The organism is Streptomyces sp. NPDC058773 (assembly GCF_042746015.1).
In the GTDB taxonomy this organism is placed as follows: domain Bacteria; phylum Actinomycetota; class Actinomycetes; order Streptomycetales; family Streptomycetaceae; genus Streptomyces.
The window spans coordinates 173142-190742 of sequence record NZ_JBHYPE010000001.1; the positions used below are offsets into that span (position 1 = coordinate 173142).

The 17601-nt window shown below is 72.3% G+C and carries 13 protein-coding genes; 8 read left to right on the forward strand and 5 right to left on the reverse strand.

Annotated elements, in window-relative coordinates; all coding sequences use genetic code 11:
• Position 1 precedes the first annotated feature (1 nt).
• The 3 genes from cydB to ACFW5B_RS00800 all read left to right on the forward strand — a co-directional run bounded on the left by cydB (position 2) and on the right by ACFW5B_RS00800 (position 6582).
• Positions 2 to 1003, forward strand: coding sequence for a cytochrome d ubiquinol oxidase subunit II (gene cydB, locus ACFW5B_RS00790; protein WP_386431099.1), 1002 nt, complete (start codon positions 2 to 4; stop codon positions 1001 to 1003).
• 47 nt (positions 1004 to 1050) lie between these two features.
• The gene (gene cydD, locus ACFW5B_RS00795; protein ID WP_386431101.1) at positions 1051 to 4695 is read left to right on the forward strand and encodes a thiol reductant ABC exporter subunit CydD; all 3645 of its coding nucleotides are present in this window, start codon (positions 1051 to 1053) and stop codon (positions 4693 to 4695) included.
• Between the two features lie 207 nt (positions 4696 to 4902).
• Positions 4903 to 6582, forward strand: a complete 1680-nt coding sequence (locus ACFW5B_RS00800; RefSeq protein WP_386431664.1) for a GAF domain-containing sensor histidine kinase — start codon at positions 4903 to 4905, stop codon at positions 6580 to 6582.
• Between the two features lie 46 nt (positions 6583 to 6628).
• Here the strand turns inward: ACFW5B_RS00800 and ACFW5B_RS00805 are convergent, their stop codons facing one another.
• Complete coding sequence (locus tag ACFW5B_RS00805) at positions 6629 to 7558, reverse strand: Cof-type HAD-IIB family hydrolase (protein ID WP_386431103.1); 930 nt, start codon at positions 7556 to 7558, stop codon at positions 6629 to 6631.
• Positions 7559 to 7715: 157 nt separating this feature from the next.
• Here ACFW5B_RS00805 and ACFW5B_RS00810 point away from each other — a divergent pair, with 157 nt between their 5' ends.
• The 3 genes from ACFW5B_RS00810 (at position 7716) to ACFW5B_RS00820 (ending at position 10359) form a co-directional block, all read left to right on the forward strand.
• Positions 7716 to 8615 (forward strand): LLM class flavin-dependent oxidoreductase, encoded by a 900-nt coding sequence (locus ACFW5B_RS00810; protein ID WP_386431105.1) that lies wholly within the window; start codon positions 7716 to 7718, stop codon positions 8613 to 8615.
• Between the two features lie 218 nt (positions 8616 to 8833).
• A complete protein-coding gene (gene htpX / locus ACFW5B_RS00815; RefSeq protein ID WP_386431107.1) occupies positions 8834 to 9730 on the forward strand; it encodes a zinc metalloprotease HtpX in 897 nt (298 codons plus the stop codon).
• A gap of 65 nt (positions 9731 to 9795) precedes the next feature.
• Positions 9796 to 10359 carry a hypothetical protein gene (locus tag ACFW5B_RS00820; protein ID WP_386431109.1) on the forward strand — a complete coding sequence of 188 codons (564 nt, stop codon included), beginning with the start codon at positions 9796 to 9798 and terminating at the stop codon, positions 10357 to 10359.
• Between the two features lie 30 nt (positions 10360 to 10389).
• Here ACFW5B_RS00820 and ACFW5B_RS00825 read toward each other — a convergent pair whose 3' ends face one another.
• The gene (locus ACFW5B_RS00825) at positions 10390 to 10932 is read right to left on the reverse strand and encodes an RNA 2'-phosphotransferase (protein ID WP_386431111.1); all 543 of its coding nucleotides are present in this window, start codon (positions 10930 to 10932) and stop codon (positions 10390 to 10392) included.
• 137 nt (positions 10933 to 11069) lie between these two features.
• Positions 11070 to 11684, reverse strand: a complete 615-nt coding sequence (locus ACFW5B_RS00830) for a PadR family transcriptional regulator (protein ID WP_386431113.1) — start codon at positions 11682 to 11684, stop codon at positions 11070 to 11072.
• Between the two features lie 148 nt (positions 11685 to 11832).
• Between ACFW5B_RS00830 and ACFW5B_RS00835 the strand changes: the two genes are divergently transcribed.
• Positions 11833 to 12423, forward strand: coding sequence for a hypothetical protein (locus tag ACFW5B_RS00835; RefSeq protein WP_386431115.1), 591 nt, complete (start codon positions 11833 to 11835; stop codon positions 12421 to 12423).
• Positions 12420 to 13769, forward strand: coding sequence for a carotenoid oxygenase family protein (locus ACFW5B_RS00840; protein ID WP_386431117.1), 1350 nt, complete (start codon positions 12420 to 12422; stop codon positions 13767 to 13769). Before ACFW5B_RS00835 ends, ACFW5B_RS00840 begins: the two co-directional genes overlap by 4 nt.
• A 196-nt stretch (positions 13770 to 13965) precedes the next feature.
• On the opposite strand, the gene ACFW5B_RS00845 is transcribed toward ACFW5B_RS00840, so the two are convergent.
• Positions 13966 to 15222, reverse strand: coding sequence for a MerR family transcriptional regulator (locus tag ACFW5B_RS00845; RefSeq protein ID WP_386431119.1), 1257 nt, complete (start codon positions 15220 to 15222; stop codon positions 13966 to 13968).
• Positions 15223 to 15679: 457 nt separating this feature from the next.
• The gene (locus ACFW5B_RS00850) at positions 15680 to 17542 is read right to left on the reverse strand and encodes an SDR family oxidoreductase (RefSeq protein ID WP_386431121.1); all 1863 of its coding nucleotides are present in this window, start codon (positions 17540 to 17542) and stop codon (positions 15680 to 15682) included.
• Positions 17543 to 17601: the final 59 nt, after the last annotated feature.

Here is a 17601-nt window from a genome sequence, read left to right on the forward strand (position 1 = left end):
TGTGCAACTCCACGACGTCTGGTTCGTCCTCATCGCCGTTCTCTGGACCGGGTACTTCTTCCTCGAAGGCTTCGACTTCGGAATCGGCGTGCTCACCAAGCTCCTCGCCCGGGACCGGAGCGAGAAGCGGGTACTGATCAACACCATCGGGCCGGTCTGGGACGGCAACGAGGTCTGGCTGATCAGCGCGGCGGGGGCGACCTTCGCCGCCTTCCCCGAGTGGTACGCCACCCTCTTCTCCGGCTTCTATCTGCCGCTGCTGCTGATCCTCATCTGTCTGATCCTGCGCGGTGTCGCCTTTGAGTACCGCGTGAAGCGGAGCGGGGAGCGCTGGCAGCGGAACTGGGAACACACCATCTTCTGGTCCTCGCTGCTGCCCGCGGTGCTGTGGGGCGTGGTGTTCGCCAACCTCGTGCACGGGGTCAAGATCGATGCCCACAAGGAATATGCCGGCAGCCTTCTCGATCTGCTGAACCCGTACGCGCTCCTGGGCGGCTTGGTCACGCTGGTGCTGTTCACCTTCCACGGCGCGGTGTTCGCCTCGCTCAAGACGGTGGGCGACATCCGGGCGCGGGCGCGCAGGATGGCGGCCGTCCTCGGTCCGGTCGCCGCGGTGCTCGTGGCCGGCTTCCTGGGCTGGACCCAGGCCGATAAGGGTGACGGCACGAGCCTGGTCGCCATGATCGTGGCGGTGGTCGCGCTGGTCGCGGCGCTCGGGGCCAACCGACTGGGGCGCGAGGGCTGGGCGTTCACGTTCTCCGGCATCACCGTGGTGGCCGCGGTCGTGATGCTCTTCCTGACGCTCTTCCCGAACGTCATGCCGTCCACGCTGAACGAGAGCTGGAACCTCACGGTCAGCAACGCCTCTTCCAGCCCCTACACCCTGAAGATCATGACGTGGGGTGCGGCCTTCGCCACCCCGCTCGTGATGCTCTACCAAGCGTGGACGTACTGGGTGTTCCGCAAGCGCATCGGTACCCAACACCTTGCCGAGACCCACTAGTTGAGCCACCGCCCCTCGGGCGGCCTCAGCAGGAGGGAATGTTTCACGTGAAACCCGTCGACCCGCGTCTGCTCCGCTACGCCCATGCCACCCGAGGCTTCCTGATCGCGGTGGTGGTGCTCGGGCTTGCCGGAGCGGGCCTGGTCGTCGGTCAGGCGATGCTGATCGCCGAGGTCGTGGTGGGTGCGTTCCAGCACGACCTCGGTGTCGGTGCCCTGACCACGCCGCTGGTGCTGCTCGCCGCGGTCTCCGTCGGCCGCGGCCTGGTCTCCTGGCTCACCGAGCTGGCCGCGCACCAGGCCGGTGCCGCGGCCAAGTCCGAGCTGCGGATGCGGCTGATCGAGCGGGCGGCGCGGCTGGGCCCCGGCGCGGTGATCGGGCGCGCGGACGGCGGCGCGGAGGGACGGGACGCGCACGGAGCCGAGGCGGCCGAGGCGGGCACCCTGGAAATGCGTACCGGGGAGCTGACCGCCCTCGCCACCCGGGGTATCGACGCGCTGGACGACTACTTCGCCCGCTATCTGCCGCAGCTGGGGCTGGCAGTCGTCGTGCCCCTGGCGGTGCTGGCGCGGATCGTCACCGGCGACTGGCTCTCGGCGCTCACCATCGTGCTCACGCTGCCGCTGATCCCGCTGTTCATGATCCTTATCGGCTGGACCACACAAGCGCGGATGGACCGTCAATGGCGGCTGCTCGCCCGGCTGTCGGGCCACTTCCTCGATGTCGTCGAGGGGCTGCCCACCCTCAAGGTCTTCGGCCGGGCCAAGGCCCAGGCCGCCGCGATCCGGTCCATCACCGGGGAATACCGCCGGGCGACGCTGCGGACCCTGCGGATCGCCTTTCTCTCCTCCTTCGCGCTCGAACTCCTCGCCACCATCTCCGTCGCGCTGGTCGCGGTGGGCATCGGCATGCGGCTGGTGCACGGCGAACTCGACCTCTACACCGGCCTGATGGTGCTGGTGCTGGCACCCGAGGCGTATCTGCCGCTGCGGCAGGTCGGTGCGCAGTACCACGCCGCGGCCGAGGGACTCTCGGCCGCGGAGGAGATCTTCGCGGTGCTGGAGACCCCGCTGCCCGCGCCCGGCACCGCCCCCGCGCCGCAGGGCACCGCGCTGGCCGTCGAGGAGCTGGTCGTCCGCCACCCCGGGCGGAGCACCGACTCGCTCCCGGCGACCTCGTTCGAGGTCCGGCCCGGCGAGACCGTCGCGCTGGTCGGGCCCTCCGGCGCCGGCAAGTCCACCCTGCTGAGCGTGCTGCTCGGCTTCACCGCACCGTCCGCGGGCCGCGCCCTGGCCGACGGCCACGATCTCGCGTCCCTCTCCCCCGAGAGCTGGCGGCGGCGGATCGCCTGGGTGCCGCAGCACCCGCATCTGTTCGCCGGCACCATCGCCGAGAACGTACGGCTGGCACGGCCGGACGCGGACGACGCCGCGGTGCGCACCGCCCTGCGCGACGCGGGCGCACTGGACTTCGTCGACGCGCTCCCGGACGGGACGGCGACCCGGCTCGGCGAGTCCGGTGCCGGGCTCTCCGCCGGCCAGCGGCAGCGCCTCGCGCTCGCCCGCGCCTTCCTCGCCGACCGTCCGGTCCTGCTCCTGGACGAGCCCACCGCGAACCTGGACGGCGAGAGCGAGGAAGCGATCGTGGCCGCGGTCCGCCGGCTCGCGGTCGGCCGTACGGTGCTGCTCGTCGTCCACCGGCCGGCGCTGCTGGCGGTGGCGGACCGGGTGGTGCGGCTGCCGGACCCGACGGTGCCGGCGGCCGGGGCGGACGCCTCGGTGGCCGTGCTCCCGGAGACGGCCGGGGAGCCGGATTCCGGGGACGGGGGCTTCGCCGGTGCCTCCGTCACGGACGACGCGGCCGCGGACGGCGCCTCCGAGGCGGCGCCCGACACCGCTGCCGCGTCCGACCGCGACCGCGGTGCCGCGCTCACCCGGCTGCGGCGGCCGGCCCGTGCCCACCGGGGGCAGTTCGCGTTGGCGTTGCTGCTCGGGAGCCTTGCGCTGGGCTGTGCGGTGGGCCTGATGGCGACCTCCGGCTGGCTGATCTCGCGGGCGTCGCAGCAGCCGCCGGTGCTGTATCTGATGGTGGCGGTGACCGCGACCAGGGCGTTCGGCATCGGGCGCGCGGTGTTCCGGTACGCCGAGCGGCTGGTCGCCCATGACGCGGTGTTCCGGATGCTCGCCGAGGTGCGCGTCGCCGTCTTCCGGAGGCTGGAGCGGCTGGCGCCGGCCGGTCTCCGGGACCGCAGCCGCGGCGACCTGCTGTCGCGGCTGGTGGCCGACGTCGACGCGGGACAGGACTACTTTCTGCGCTGGCTGCTGCCGGTCGGCGCGGCGTTGCTGGTCGGCGCCGGCACGGTCGGCTTCACCGGCTGGCTGCTGCCGGAGGCCGGTGCCGTCCTCGCCGTGGGACTGCTGCTGACGGGGGTGGGGGTGCCGCTGCTCTCCGGTGTGCTGGCCCGCCGTGCGGAGCAGCGGCTGGCGCCGGCCCGCGGGCGGCTCGCCACCCGGGTCGTCGATGTGCTCACCGGTACCGCCGAGCTGACGGTGGCCGGAGCCCTGGAATCCCGTACGGACGCGGTGCGGCGTGCGGACCGGGAGCTGACCCGGATCGCCTCCCGCTCGGCCGCCGTGGCCGGGACCGGCGCGGGGCTGTCGGCGCTGCTGTGCGGGCTGACCGTCGTGGCGTCGGCGGCGGCCGGGGTCCAGGCCGTGCAGGCGGGCCGGCTGACGGGGGTGGCGCTGGCCGTCGTCGTACTGACTCCGCTGGCCGCGTTCGAGGTGGTGGCGGGGCTGCCGCTCGCCGTGCAGTACCGGCGGCGCACCCGGCACGCCGCCGAGCGGGTCTTCGAGGTGCTGGACGCACCCGCGCCGGTGTCCGAGCCGGCCACCCCGGCCGCCGCGCCCGGGACGCCGTTCCCGCTGGCCGTACGGGAGTTGACCGCGCGTCACGCGGGGCAGGACCGGCCGGCGCTGGACGGCGTCGGCTTCACCCTGACCGCCGGGCACCGGCTCGCCGTCGTCGGCGCGTCCGGCTCCGGGAAGACCACGCTGGCGCAGGTCCTGCTGCGCTTCCTGGACGTGCAGTCGGGCACCTACACGCTGGGCGGCACGGCTGCCGGGGAGATGGCCGGTGACGCGGTGCGGCGGCTGGTGGGACTGTGTGCTCAGGACGCGCACCTCTTCGACAGCTCGCTGCGGGAGAACCTCCGGCTCGCCCGCCCGGAGCGACGGGGTGTGGACGGCGACCGGGATCTGTGGGACGCGCTGGGCCGGGCGCGGCTGGCGGACTGGGTGCGGGGGCTGCCCGATGGTCTGGACACCATGGTCGGCGAGCGCGGTGCCCGGCTGTCCGGGGGCCAGCGGCAGCGGCTGGCCCTGGCCCGTGCGCTGCTCGCGGACTTCCCGGTGCTCGTCCTGGACGAGCCCGCCGAGCATCTCGACCTGGCCACCGCCGATGCGTTGACCACCGATCTGCTGACCGCGACCGAGGGCCGTACGACGGTCCTGATCACCCACCGGCTGACCGGTCTCGACGCGGTCGACGAGGTGCTGGTCCTGGACCGCGGGCGGGCCGTCCAGCGCGGGAGCTACGCGGAGCTGGCGGCGGCCGACGGCCCGTTCCGGCGGATGCTGGAGCGGGAGCGGGCGGTGGACGCGGCGTACGGCGTGGCCCAGCCGGTGGCGTAGCGCAACGGGCGGTGGGCCGGGAGCACCACCGCCGTACGCACCAGGAAGCCCGGCCGGTACCGGCCGGGCCGCGGCGCCCGACGGCCCCGTGCTCGCAAAACTGGACTTTCCCCGGAAAACAGCCCTTATTAGGCTCGTGGCATGGCAGCCACGGCAGGACCACCGCCCTCCGGCCCCGGGGACCTCGGGAGCGGTGGCCCCGACCCCATGGATGCCGCCACCGAGGCGACCCGCAGCCTGCGCGGGCTGTCGTCCGAGCTGACCGCCCGGGTGCCGCAGCTGCTGGAAGCGATGCGCACCGTCGGCGCGGGGCTCGATCTGCACGTCACCCTCGACCGGATCGTGGAGACCGCCGCCGAGCTCGCCGACGCCCGCTATGCGGCGATCGGGATCATCGACGACGCCCGCGAGGGGCTGACGGACTTCGTGACGTACGGCGTGACCCCGCAGCAGCACGAGCGGATCGGCGCGCTGCCCGACGGCCACAAGGGGCTGCTCGGCGCGCTCATCCACGATCCCAAGCCGCTGCGCCTCGACGACCTCACGAAGGACGCCCGGTCGGCCGGCTTCCCACCGGGGCATCCGCCGATGCGGACCTTCCTCGGGGTGCCGATCCGCGTCCAGGGCGACATCTTCGGAAACCTCTATCTGACGGAGAAGCGCGACGGCGGGGCGTTCAGCGAGGAGGACCTGCACATGGTGCGGGTGCTGGCCACCGAGGCCGGGATCGCGATCGGCAACGCCCGGCTGCATGCGGCGACCCGGCAGCGGGAGAGGTGGATCGACGGCTCCGTGGCGGTGACGACCGAACTCCTCGCCGGCAGCGATGTCGACGATGCGCTCGCGGTGGTCGCCGAGCAGGCCAGGAAGCTGGCGGACTCGGCGGCCGGGATCGTGCTGCTGCCCGATGAGGAGGGCGGTCTGGAGATCGTCGCGGTGTCGGCGGACGAGCCGGCCGGGATCATGGGGACGCAGATTCCCACCGACAGCCCCGTGGTCGAACAACTCCTCGCCGGTGAGCCGGTGTTCGTGGACGACTCGGCCAGCGATCCACGCATGGTCACCGACATCGCGCAGCGCTTCGGCCCCAGCATGATGCTGCCGCTCAAGAGCGGCGGCCGGGTGCTGGGCACCCTCGCGACCCCGCGGTCCCGGGGTGCCCGCCCGTTCACCGGCGCCGAGCGGACGCTGGCCACCCAGTTCGCGGCGCAGGCCGCACTGGCGCTGGTGCTGGCCGACGCCCAGCGCGACCGGGAGCGGCTCGCGGTTTACGAGGACCGCGACCGGATCGCCCGTGACCTGCACGATCTCGTCATCCAGCGGCTGTTCGCGACCGGCATGATGCTGGAGAGCGCACAGCGCCGGACCATCGTGCCGGAGGTGGCCCAGGGCGTCGGCAAGGCCGTCGACGAGCTGGACGTGACCATCCAGGAGATCCGGACCGCGATCTTCGCCCTCCAACAGGGTCCGGCCGAGGCGCCGTCCGGGCTGCGGACCCGGGTCCTGCGCGAGATCGGCACCGCCGCGGTACCGCTCGGCTTCCAGCCGTCAGCCAGTTTCGTCGGCCCGGTCGACTCCCGGGTCGGCGAGCTGACCGGCAAGAACCTGATCGCCGCGCTGCGGGAGGCGCTGTCCAACGCCTTCCGGCACGCCCAGGCCACCCGGATCGAGGTCGTCGTCGACGCGACGGTCCGGCTCCCGGACGGCACCGACGGCGTCCGTCTCACCGTCGCCGACGACGGCATCGGCATCCCGGACGGCGGCCGCCGCAGCGGCCTCAGGAACCTCGCCAACAGGGCGGAGTCGCTGGGCGGCGCCAGTACGTACGGCCCGGGGCTGGGCGAGGGCGGCACGGGCACGAGGGTGCGGTGGGAGGCGCCGCTGTGAGGCGGGCGGCGTCGTGCGCCGTCTTTCCCGGCAGCGCGGCGGCGCGCTAGATCTGGCCGTCCTGCAGAATCCGCTCGATGACGGCCGCGACACCGTCGTCGTTGTTGGACGCGGTACGGCGCGTGGTGGCGGCCAGCACATCCGGGTGAGCGTTGGACATGGCGTAGGCGGTGCCGGCCCAGGACAGCATCGCTATGTCGTTCGGCATGTCCCCGAAGGCGACGACCTCTTCCGGCGCGATACCGCGCTCCGCACAGCAGCGGGCGAGCGTACCGGCCTTGCTCACGCCGGGGCCGCTGATCTCCAGGAGGGCGGTGGGGCTTGACCGGGTGAAGGTCGCCAGCTCCCCGGCCGCCGTACGGGCCAGGGCGAGGAAGGCATCGGGGTCCATCTCGGGGTGGTGCGCGAGCAGCTTGATCACGGGCTGGTCGGGGAAGGCGGGGCCGTCGGTGCCGCCGTCCGGGCCGTCCGGGTCGGTGTCCTCGGGGCGCAGCGGCGGGACGAAGTCGTCGGCGAGCAGCTTCTCCGCCGGTGCCACGACGGCGGCCGGATCGAGGAGCAGCGGCGGGTACTGCGGCTCGTAGTGGATGCCGCCGGTGCGCTCGACCGCGAACGAGGTGCCGGGGGCGGCGCTGCGCAGCGCGTCCACGACCTGGCGTGCGGCGGTCCGCTCCAGGGGGCTGACATCGACGATCCGGCCGCCGCGGTGCAGATCGACGACGGCCGCGCCGTTGGCGCAGATCGCCAGGCCGTGACCGTGCACATGGTCGCTGACCACGCCCATCCAGCGGGCCGGGCGGCCGGTGACGAAGAACACCTCGAGGCCCGCTCGCTCCGCGGCGGCGAGCGCGGCGATCGTGCGGTCGGAGACCGTCTTGTCGTCGTGCAGCAGCGTGCCGTCGAGATCGGTGGCGATCAGCCGGGGCGCAACGGCCGTTTCGGGGGCCCGGAACGGTGGGGCGGAGGCATCAGTCACGGGGCCATCTTCCCGTATCGCCGTGCACAGGCGTGCGGTGGGTTGCGCGCATGAGCCCGCGCGCCGCCGGGCCGGGCGCGTCGCGGCAGGTGTACGCGGCCGCCTGGAGCACCGTGGAGAATCGTCCGCGCCAACGGGGCGGCCGTACGCTCGGAGTATGCGACTGAGCACTCTGATACTCCCGGTCCGCCGCTGGTCCGAAGGCGGACGGGAGGTGTGGCAGCGCGCCGAGGAGCTGGGCTTCCACGCCGCGTACACCTATGACCACCTCTCGTGGCGGAGCTTCCGCGACACCACCTGGTTCGGCGCGCTGCCGACGCTGACCGCGGCCGCCTCCGTGACCTCCCGGATGCGGCTGGGCACCCTCGTCACCTCGCCGAACTTCCGGCACCCGGTCACCCTCGCCAAGGAACTGATCTCGCTCGACGACATCAGCGACGGCCGGATCACCCTCGGCGTCGGCGCCGGCGGCAACGGCTTCGACGCCACCGCGCTCGGCCAGGAACCCTGGGCGCCACGGGAACGGGCCGACCACTTCGCCGAGTTCGTCTCGCTGCTGGACCGCCTGCTGACCCATGACGTCGTCTCCCATGAGGGCGTCCACTACTCCGCGCACGAGGTGCGCAACATCCCCGGCTGTGTGCAGCGGCCTCGGCTGCCGTTCGCGGTGGCGGCCACCGGCCCGCGCGGACTGGAGCTGGCCGCCCGGTACGGCCAGGCCTGGGTGACGACCGGCGATCCCAAGGTCTCCAACGGGGGCGGCACCCCGGCCGAGTCGCACGAGGCGATCCGCGGGCAGCTCGAACGGCTGGGGAAGGCCTGCGCAGACCAGGGCCGCCAGGCCGCCGACCTGCAGAAGACCATGCTGACCGGCTTCACCCCGGACCGTCCGCTGGACTCCGTGGACGCCTTCGTCGACTTCGCGGGGCACCACGCCGAGCTGGGCATCGACGAGCTCGTCCTCCACTGGCCGATCGCCGACTCGCTTTTCGAGGCCGATCTCGCGGTCTTCGAGCGGATCGCCACGGAGGGCCTGGCGCAGCTGGCCTCCCGGTAGGCGGGGCCCGGCCCGGCGCTCCCTACGGGGCCGGGCGCACCCTGCTCCCGTGCGCCCGACGCGCCGGGCCGTCCCCTGGCCTGGGCTTTACCCCGCATATAGCTCTGAAGAGGGAGAATTGGGGCAGCGGCGCAGTGTGCGGTACGCGGCGCGCGGTAGGAGGACGGCGCGCGAGCGGGCCGTCGCACTGCGCGAAGTGCGGCGTTTGTGGAGGAGCCATGGCACGGACCCGATTCGCCCCGGACCGCGGGCTGACCTCGCGCATGGTCACGACGATGTTCTTCATCGGACTGCTGTACGTCGTGGTCGTCGGCGTGCTGGTGGTGCTGCTCAAGGGCGCCTGGGCGGTGGTGCTGGTGATCGCCGGTGCCCTCTTCATCGCGCAGTTCTGGTTCAGCGACCGGATCGCGGCCTACAGCATGGGTGCGCGTGAGGTCACCCCTGAGCAGGCGCCCGAACTGCACGGCGCCGTCGACCGGCTGTGCGCGCTGGCCGACATGCCCAAGCCGCGGGTCGCGATCGCCGAATCGGATGTGCCGAACGCGTTCGCCACCGGCCGCGGCCAGAAGAACTCGCTGGTGTGCGCCACCACGGGGCTCCTCCGGCGGCTGGAGCCGGAGGAGCTGGAGGGCGTGCTGGCCCACGAGCTCTCGCATGTCGCGCACCGCGATGTCGCCGTGATGACCATCGCCTCGTTCCTCGGCGTACTGGCCGGGATCATCACCCGGGCCGCCCTGTGGAGCGGTATCGGCCGCCAGCGCGACCAGAACGCGGCCATCGCCGTGCTCATCGTCACCGCCGTCAGCGCGGTCGTCTATGCGCTGAGCTTTCTGCTGACCCGGCTGCTGTCCCGTTACCGCGAGCTGTCCGCGGACCGGGCGGCCGCCCTGCTGACCGGCCGGCCGTCGGCACTGGCCGCCGCGCTGACCAAGGTCACCGGCCAGATCGCGCGGATTCCCACCGAGGATCTGCGCAAGGAGCAGGCCTACAACGCCTTCTTCTTCGCCCCCGCCTTCAACAAGGAGACCTTCAGCAAGCTGCTGTCCTCGCACCCGACGCTGGAGCAGCGGCTGGACCAGCTGGCCCGGATCTCGACGGAGCTGGGGCGGGCGTGAGGCGCGGTGCGCGTGGGAGCCGCGGCCGGCCCGGCCGGCCGTGACGATCAAGGAGTAAGCAGCAGATGGGATTTCTGGACGCCATCCTCGGCCGCAGCAAGCCGGTCCGCCCCGATCTCGACCAGCTCTTCGCGTTGCCGTCCGCCGCGGTGACGCTGGAGGCCGCATCCGGTTTCCTGCCCACCGGGCTGGGCTCGGTGTGCTTCGCGAGCGTCGAGGGCGGTGCGTTCGCCCGCATCCAGGAGGAGGCACGGTCCCTGCTGGACGGCTCGGTGGAGTTCACCCGGGACACCTACGGCTATACCTGGCTGCTCGTACGGCATCCGCCGGAGGACGTGGCGGGCCTGGTCAACGACCTGCATGCGGTCAACACGTCACTGGAGGAGGGCGGTTTCGGACCGCAGTTGCTGTGTTCGCTGATCGGGTTCCGTACGGAGGAGCGCCGGCCGCTGGCGCTGGTCTACCTCTACAAGCGGGGGACGTTCTACCCCTTCGCGCCCAAGCCGGACGGCGGCGAGAAGCGCGACAACCCGCTCGAACTCCAGGTGCGGGCGATGCTCGGGGACGATCTGACGATCGAGACGGACCTGGGGCGGTGGTTCCCGGTGTGGGGTGCGCCGGGGCTCTGAGCCGGGTGCGGTCCTATGGGCGGGCCGGTCTCAGCCCGGGAAGCACAGGAACCGCGGCGGTACGCGGTCGGTGAGCCAGACCCCGTTGGCGCTGACCCGGAAGACATGGCCGGCGCGGTGCATGGCCGCCGCGTCGACGGTCAGCACCACGGGCTTGCCGCGTCGCCCGCCCACCCGGGTCGCGGTCTCGCGGTCGGGGGAGAGATGGACGGCGTGCCGCGCCATCGGCCGCAGCCCCTCGTCCCGTATGGCGGCCACATTGCGGGCCACGGTGCCGTGGAAGAGGACGGGGGGTGGTACGGCCGGTGGCAGATCGAGGTCGACCGGTACCGAATGGCCCTGGTTGGCGCGGATGCGGTCGCCGTCGATGACGTAGCGCTGTTTGTCGTTGTCGGCGACCACGGCCGCCAACTCGGCCCGGGTGAACGGGAATCCGTGCCGCGCGGCCGCCGCCATGAGCTCGGCCACGGGCACCCAGCCCTGGGCGTCGAGGGTGATGCCGATCCGGTCCGGCTCATGGCGCAGATGCTTCGCCAGATACTTCGAGAGGCGCACGGAGCGCTGATGGTTCATGACTTCAGAGTGCCGCGTGAGGGGTGGGGCGGCATCCGAATTCCTGGGTGGGCGAGGGCGACGGCTGCGACGGCCGGGGCTTGGGCCGGGGGCTGGGGCCCGTTGTCGGCGGCCCGGAGTGACGGCCGCCCCGTCCGTCACTCCGTGTTGTCCTGCTCCTTGCCCTGCTTCTTGTCCTGCCCCTTGGTCAGTCCCTTGTGCTGCTCCTGTGCGAGGGCGCTCGCCTTTCGCGCCTTCGCGCTGGTCACTTCCTCGGCCGCCCAACGCGCCCATTCCTCCTCGGCCGCCGACAACCGCAGGCCGTACTCCATCGTGAGGCGCCCATAGACCGAGATCATTTCCTCGTCCCATGTGGCGGTTTTCTCGAGGTGTTCGAGGGCGGCGTGGTTCCGCGCGGCGCGCTCGGCCTGATGCAGGAGATACGTCTGTGCCTCGAGCGGGGTGACGATGCCGAGGAAGAAGACGCGCAGCAGGCCGTCGTGGCGCTGGGGGCCGCTCGGTTCGACATCGGTCAGCCAGTGGCGCAGCTCCGTCAGGCCGTCCTCGGTGATCGCGTATTCCTTGCGGCCGCGGGCGCCGTGGGCGGCGACCTCGACCAGGCCGGCGGTGGTGAGTTTGGTGAGCTCGCCGTAGACCTGGCTCTGTGTGGCCGGCCAGACGTTGGCGAGCGAGGCGTTGAACAGCTTCATCAGGTCGTAGCCGCTCGCGGGGGATTCGGCCAGCAGACCCAGCACGGCATGTCTCAGGCTCATGGCCCGCACTTTACCTTCCACTGTTGACATGTCAAAGGTGGAGATTCTATGTTCGACATGTCAACGTTGGAATGTAGTGCGGTCGGAGACGACTCGTCCGGCGTCCAGGCGCTGAGTCGCGCGGGCCGTAAGCGAAGAGGGGGGAAACATGAACTATCTGCGGGGCTTCATCCCGTGGCTGGTCTTTGCGGGGGTGTCCACGGCCGGCTGGCAGTGGGGTGCACTCGCCGGTCTCGCAACGGCCGTCGTGCTGCTCATCGTCGACCGTGCCGCCGGCCTCTCGCTGGACCTGCGCCTGCTGGAGTACGGCACGCTCGTGTTCTTCACGGCCCTCGCCGTGCTGGCCTTCGCCCGCCCCGACAGCGCTCTCAAGCTGTACGGCAGCGCCCTGTCGATGGGCTGGCTGGCGCTCATCGCCTGGGTGTCGATCGCCGTGCGACGGCCCTTCACGATGGGGATGGCGCGGCGGGTGGCCCCGCCGGAGGTCTGGCACACCCGCGTCTTCCGTCACATCAACGTCGTGCTCACGGCCGTGTGGGCGCTCTCCTTCACCCTCTGCGCACTCGCCCAGGCAGCCGCCTCCGCCTACGGGTGGAACGCCGCCTTCTCGATCCTCATCCAGCTCGCCGGATTCGTCCTTCCCGCCCGCTTCACCGCCGCCTACCCGGAGCGGGTCCGGGCCCGCTACATGAACGCCTCCGGCGCGCGGTCCGACCTCCAGGGAGGCCTGGCCTCATGACCACCACATCCCCGGCCACCGCATCCGCATCCGAAGCCCCCGCACCGCACATGGCCGGCAACTTCGCCCCGGTGACGGACGAGCTGACCGCCTACGACCTGCCGGTCACGGGCGCGATCCCGCCTGAACTCACCGGCTGGTTCCTGCGCAACGGCCCCAACCCGCAGGACGCCGCGACGCCCCACTGGTTCTTCGGCGACGGCATGGTCCACGGCCTGCGCCTGGAGGGCGGCCGGGCCGTCTCCTACCGCAACCGCTGGGTCCGCACCGCCTCCTTCACCGACGGCGTGCCCGCGGTGGACGCACAAGGCCACCGCAATCTGGTGGCGAGCGTGGCCAACACCCATGTCGTCCGGCACGCCGGCCGTACTCTCGCGCTGGCCGAGACGTCGTTCCCCTACGAGATCGACTGCCGCCCCGGCCATGAGCTGGAGACCGTTGGCGCCCATGACTTCGGCGGCCGGCTCACCACCGCCATGACCGCCCACCCCAAGACCTGCCCCACCACCGGTGAACTGCACTTCTTCGGGTACGGCGGACCCACCCCGCCCTATCTGACCTACCACCGCGCCGACGCCGCCGGGGAGTTGGTGATCAGCCGCCCCATCGATGTTCCCGGGCGCACGATGATGCATGACTTCCATCTGACGGCCCGCCATGTCATCTTCATGGACCTCCCGGTCGTCTTCGACCGCAGCCACCCCGGTATGCCGTATCAGTGGAATCCGGAGTACGGCGCCCGGCTCGGCGTGCTGCGTCGCGACGACCCCTACGGCGAGGTGCGCTGGCTGCCCATCCACCCCTGCTATGTCTTCCACGCCCTGAACGCCCACGACGACGGCGACCAGCGGATCGTGCTCCATGTCTCCCGCTACGCCGACTATGGCGGCATGTCACCGGGCCACCTCTGGCGCTGGACGATCGACCTGGTGACGGGCACGGTCGCCGAAGAGCAACTCGACGACATGTTCTGCGAGTTCCCCAGAGTCGATGACCGCCTTGCCGGGCAGTCGGCCCGCTTCGGCCATGCCACCGCCGGAGAGCTGCCGGGCACCGGCCCGATACCCGGCGCCCTGATCCGTTACGACCTGCAGACCGGCACGTCCGTCCGGCATGACTTCGGTCCGGGCCGCACTCCGGGCGAGGCGGTCTTCGCCCCGGCGGACGACCGCCCGGGAGGCCCTGGCTGGCTGATCACCTATGTCTACGACGCCTCGACCGACACCAGCGATCTCGTCGTACTCGACGCGGAGGACATATCCGCCGACCCGATCGCCACGGTCCGTCTTCCGCAGCGTGTGCCGTACGGATTCCACGGCAACTGGCTGCCGGATCACGCCCGTTGAGGCAGTGGAAGGGGGCGACGGGACGTGGCAGGGCGCGGCAGGAGGCCGCGCACCGTCTGATCCTTGATAGCTGAAGAGTGTGTAGGGGGTGGGGAACGGCTCCGTACGGTCGGTACGGGGACCGCGCTGAGGCTTCGCCGGGGCTTGGGCTTGGGCTTGGGCTGGGGCTTGGGCTCGAGCCGTGGACCGGGGGGCGTCAGGTCTGATCTCCGGCTCGTTCTCCTGCCGGGACTTCGGCCTCCGGATCGCCGTCGGGGCCGTGGCCGCTGCCGTCGGCACTGCCGCTGTCCGGGCCGTTGGCTGTGGCGCCCGCCACCAGGGCGTCCATCGTGCGGGCCTGCACCTCACGGTGTGCGGCGGCGGTGATGAAGGCGGCCGTGTGCTCCGCGCCGACCAGTTCCCGCACGGCCTGCACGGCCTCGGCGGGGAGCAGTACCGTCTCCGGATCAGCCGCCGGGCCAACCGGGTCAGCTGCCGAGTCACCTGCGGGGACGGTCGCGGCACGGGGCGACGCGGCCGGTCCGGGCGTCGGCAGCGACGGGGTCTGCGACGGGGGCCGTGGGACGGAAGCGGACCGCGGCCCGGGGACGCTCCGGACCTCCGCCTCGGCCGAGGTCCCGGCGCCGGCCACCCCTCCGGAGAGTCCCCGCGCCTCGCCCGGCAGCGCCTCGCTGAGGTGCTGGCGCAGATAGCGGGTGGCCAGGGTGCGCATGGCACGGGCGAGTTCGGCGTCGATGGTCTGCTGGGCCAGAGGGCGGAGCCGGCGTACGAGGGTGGCGGCCTCCGCGGCCTCGGCTTCGGTGGGCGGGTGGTCCAGGTACTGCTGGAAGACATGCTCGGTGGTGAAGTCCAGGAAGCGGGCCGCGATGTGCTCGACCTGGCCGCGCAGCTCCCGTAGATGACCGGTGATCGCCGTCAGCGGGACACCGGCGGAGTGCAGTTCGGCGGCGACGGCGAGTTCCTGCGGGCTGGGGACGAGAAACTCGTCGCTTTGGCCCGGGACGCGTTCCAGGACACCGAGTTCGACGGCCTCGGCGAGCGCCGTCTCATCGGGGCTGCCCCCGAAGGCGTCGTCCAGGTCCGTGCGGCTGATGCGGGACGCCTCTTCGTCGGTCCACGGCCCGTCGATCTCGGCGACCAGGCCCAGCACCCCGCCGAGGTCGCGGCCGGCGTCCCAGGCCGCGAGGAGTTCCTTGATGCTGGCAAGGGTGTAGCCGCGGTCCAGCAGATCGGCGATCTGGCGCAGCCGGGCCAGATGGGCGTCGCCATAGACATTGGCCCGGCCGCGGCGTTCCGGGCGGGGAAGCAGCCCACGGTCCTGATAGGCGCGAATCGTGCGGACCGTGGCGCCGCTGAGGTGTGCCAGATCCTCGATGCGGTATTCAGCGGTGCGGTGGTCGGGGGTGCGGTGGTCGGGGGTGCGCGACGCGGCCGTCGGCGGCTGCTCGGTCACTGTGGTGCTCCTTACGAGATGGCCGCGCGCTTCGAGACGGCCGTGTGGCCCACCGCGTCGGCGCCGCGGCCCGTTCGGCCGGAACGACGTCAGGCGGGCGACGGCCGTGCGCAACGACCCTTCCTGCGAGGGATGGTACGGCGGCCCTCGATGCCAAGAATTCGCCGCACCCAGCTCCCCTGCACCAGGCGGGCTGGGGAGCAGTGCGCCGCCAACGGCGGCACGGTGGCACCCGCCCAGCGGGGAGCGGCCGGACCGCCGGCCCGACGGGCAACGGCCGGACCGCCGGGGCCTGACCAGCACCTGGCCCAGCCGGGCCCCGCGGCACGGCGGGAGGTGCTCAGCCGGGACTTGGTGTTCTCCCACGGGCTTGCTCTCCCGCGGCCGCGCTCCCCTACGGCCATGACCCGGGCTCCCCCGCGACCTCGCTCCCTGACGGCCGTGGTCTCGCGTTCCCCTACGGCCGTGGCCCCAAGCGGGCGAGGGCTCGTAGTGCGCGTGGGGCGAAGCGGGAGAGGAGCAGGGCGCCGCGGGCTTCCGGGGTGACCGGTACCACCGCCTGGTTGCGGACCACCGCGCGCAGGATGGCGTCGGCGACCTTCTCCGGCGGGTAGTTGCGCAGCCCGTACATCCGCGCGGCCTTGGCCTGGCGGCGCTTCTCCTCTTCGGCCGGGACGCCGGTGAAGCGGGCGGTGCTGGTGATACCGGTGTTGATCAGGCCGGGGCAGATGGCCGAGACGCCGATGCCCTGACCGGCCAGCTCGGCGCGCAGACACTCGCTGAGCATCAGGACGGCCGCCTTGGACGTGCTGTACGCGGGCAGCACCTTCGACGGCAGGAAGGCGGCCGCCGAGGCGATGTTGACGATATGGCCGCCCTGGCCGCGGTCCGTCATCCGCTTGCCGAAGATCCGGCAGCCGTGGATGACACCCCACAGATTGACGTCCAGGACCGCCTTCCAGTCCTCGGTGCCGGTCTGGAGGAGGGAACCGGACAGGCCGATACCGGCGTTGTTCACCAGGACGTCGACGGTGCCGTACTCCGCGTGGACCTTTTCGGCGAGCTTCTCCATCGCCGTCTCGTCCGAGACGTCGACGGCCTCGGCCCAGGCTTGTGCCGCACCGATCAGACGGGACATATCGGCGGTCCGTGCGGCGCCCTCGGCGTCCCGGTCGACGGCGACGATCCGCGCGCCGGCCTCCGCGAAGGCGAACGCCGTCGCCCGGCCGATGCCGCTCGCCGCGCCGGTCACCAGCACCAGCTGCCCGCCGAACCGGTCGGCGTGGGCGCCGGTCGCCACGGCGCGCCGCGCCGGGTCCCTCTCCTCCTTGGCGGTGATGAACTCGCCGATCCAGAACACGAGTTGGTCGGGGCGGGTGCGGGGCACCCAGTGTTTGGCCGGGAGGGTGCGGCGTATCAGCTGCGGCGCCCATTGCTCCAGGTCGTCGTACAGCCGCGGTGAGAGGAAGGCGTCCCCGGTGGGGGTGATGAGCTGGACCGGGCAGTGCGCATAAGCGTCGGCGCGCGGGCGGCGCAGCCGGGGGAGCACATTGTCGCGGTAGAGCCAGGCGCCATGGGCCGCGTCGGTCGGCAGTGAAGCGGTCGGGTAGTCGCCGGCCGGCAGCTTCTCCGCCCGTTGCAGGATCTTCGGCCAGCGCTTGCCGAGTGGTCCCTTCCACACCAGCTCGGGCAGTACGGGGGTGTGCAGCATGTAGATGTACCAGGACTTGGCGCTCTGGTTGAGGAGCTGGGCGGCCCGGCGGGGAGTGGGGCGCGCCGTCCGCTTCTTGAGCCAGTGGCCGAAGTGGTCCAGGGACGGGCCCGACATGGAGGTGAAGGAGGCGATCCGGCCCTCCGTACGCCGCGCCGTGGTGAACTCCCAGCCCTGCACGGAGCCCCAGTCATGACCGACCAGATGGACCGGGCGGTCGGGGCTGACGGCATCGGCGACGGCCAGGAAGTCGTCCGTGAGCTTCTCGAGGGTGAAGCCGCCCCGCAACGGCTGCGGGGCGGTGGACCGGCCGCAGCCCCGGACGTCGTAGAGCACCACATGGAACCGGTCGGCCAGGCCACGGGCGACCTCGGACCACACTTCCTTGCTGTCCGGGTAGCCGTGCACCAGCAGCACCGTGGGCCGGGCCGGATCGCCCAGTTCGGCGACGCACAGCTCGATGCCGCCGGTCCGCACCCAGCGTTCCCGCGCCCCGGCGAGCCCCGCCCCGGTCCCGGTCCCGGCCTCACCGGCAGCCCCGCCCCCGGACCGGCCCCCGGACCCGTACGGCTGTCCCTTCCCGCGCCCCGATCCCACTCCGCTTCCCATTCCCGGCACCTTTCCCATTCCCCGTCCGCTTCCCGAACCTCGTCCGTTTCCCGTTCCCC

Bases quoted from the DNA above. Each gene is read 5' to 3' on its own strand.
- ACFW5B_RS00800 (WP_386431664.1), top strand. From the start codon at position 4,903: ATGGATGCCGCCACCGAGGCGACCCGCAGCCTGCGCGGGCTGTCGTCC.
- ACFW5B_RS00810 (WP_386431105.1), top strand. From the start codon at position 7,716: ATGCGACTGAGCACTCTGATACTCCCGGTCCGCCGCTGGTCCGAAGGC.
- htpX (WP_386431107.1), top strand. From the start codon at position 8,834: ATGGCACGGACCCGATTCGCCCCGGACCGCGGGCTGACCTCGCGCATG.
- ACFW5B_RS00820 (WP_386431109.1), top strand. From the start codon at position 9,796: ATGGGATTTCTGGACGCCATCCTCGGCCGCAGCAAGCCGGTCCGCCCC.
- ACFW5B_RS00825 (WP_386431111.1), bottom strand. From the start codon at position 10,932: ATGAACCATCAGCGCTCCGTGCGCCTCTCGAAGTATCTGGCGAAGCAT.
- ACFW5B_RS00830 (WP_386431113.1), bottom strand. From the start codon at position 11,684: ATGAGCCTGAGACATGCCGTGCTGGGTCTGCTGGCCGAATCCCCCGCG.
- ACFW5B_RS00835 (WP_386431115.1), top strand. From the start codon at position 11,833: ATGAACTATCTGCGGGGCTTCATCCCGTGGCTGGTCTTTGCGGGGGTG.
- ACFW5B_RS00840 (WP_386431117.1), top strand. From the start codon at position 12,420: ATGACCACCACATCCCCGGCCACCGCATCCGCATCCGAAGCCCCCGCA.
- ACFW5B_RS00850 (WP_386431121.1), bottom strand. From the start codon at position 17,542: ATGGGAAGCGGAGTGGGATCGGGGCGCGGGAAGGGACAGCCGTACGGG.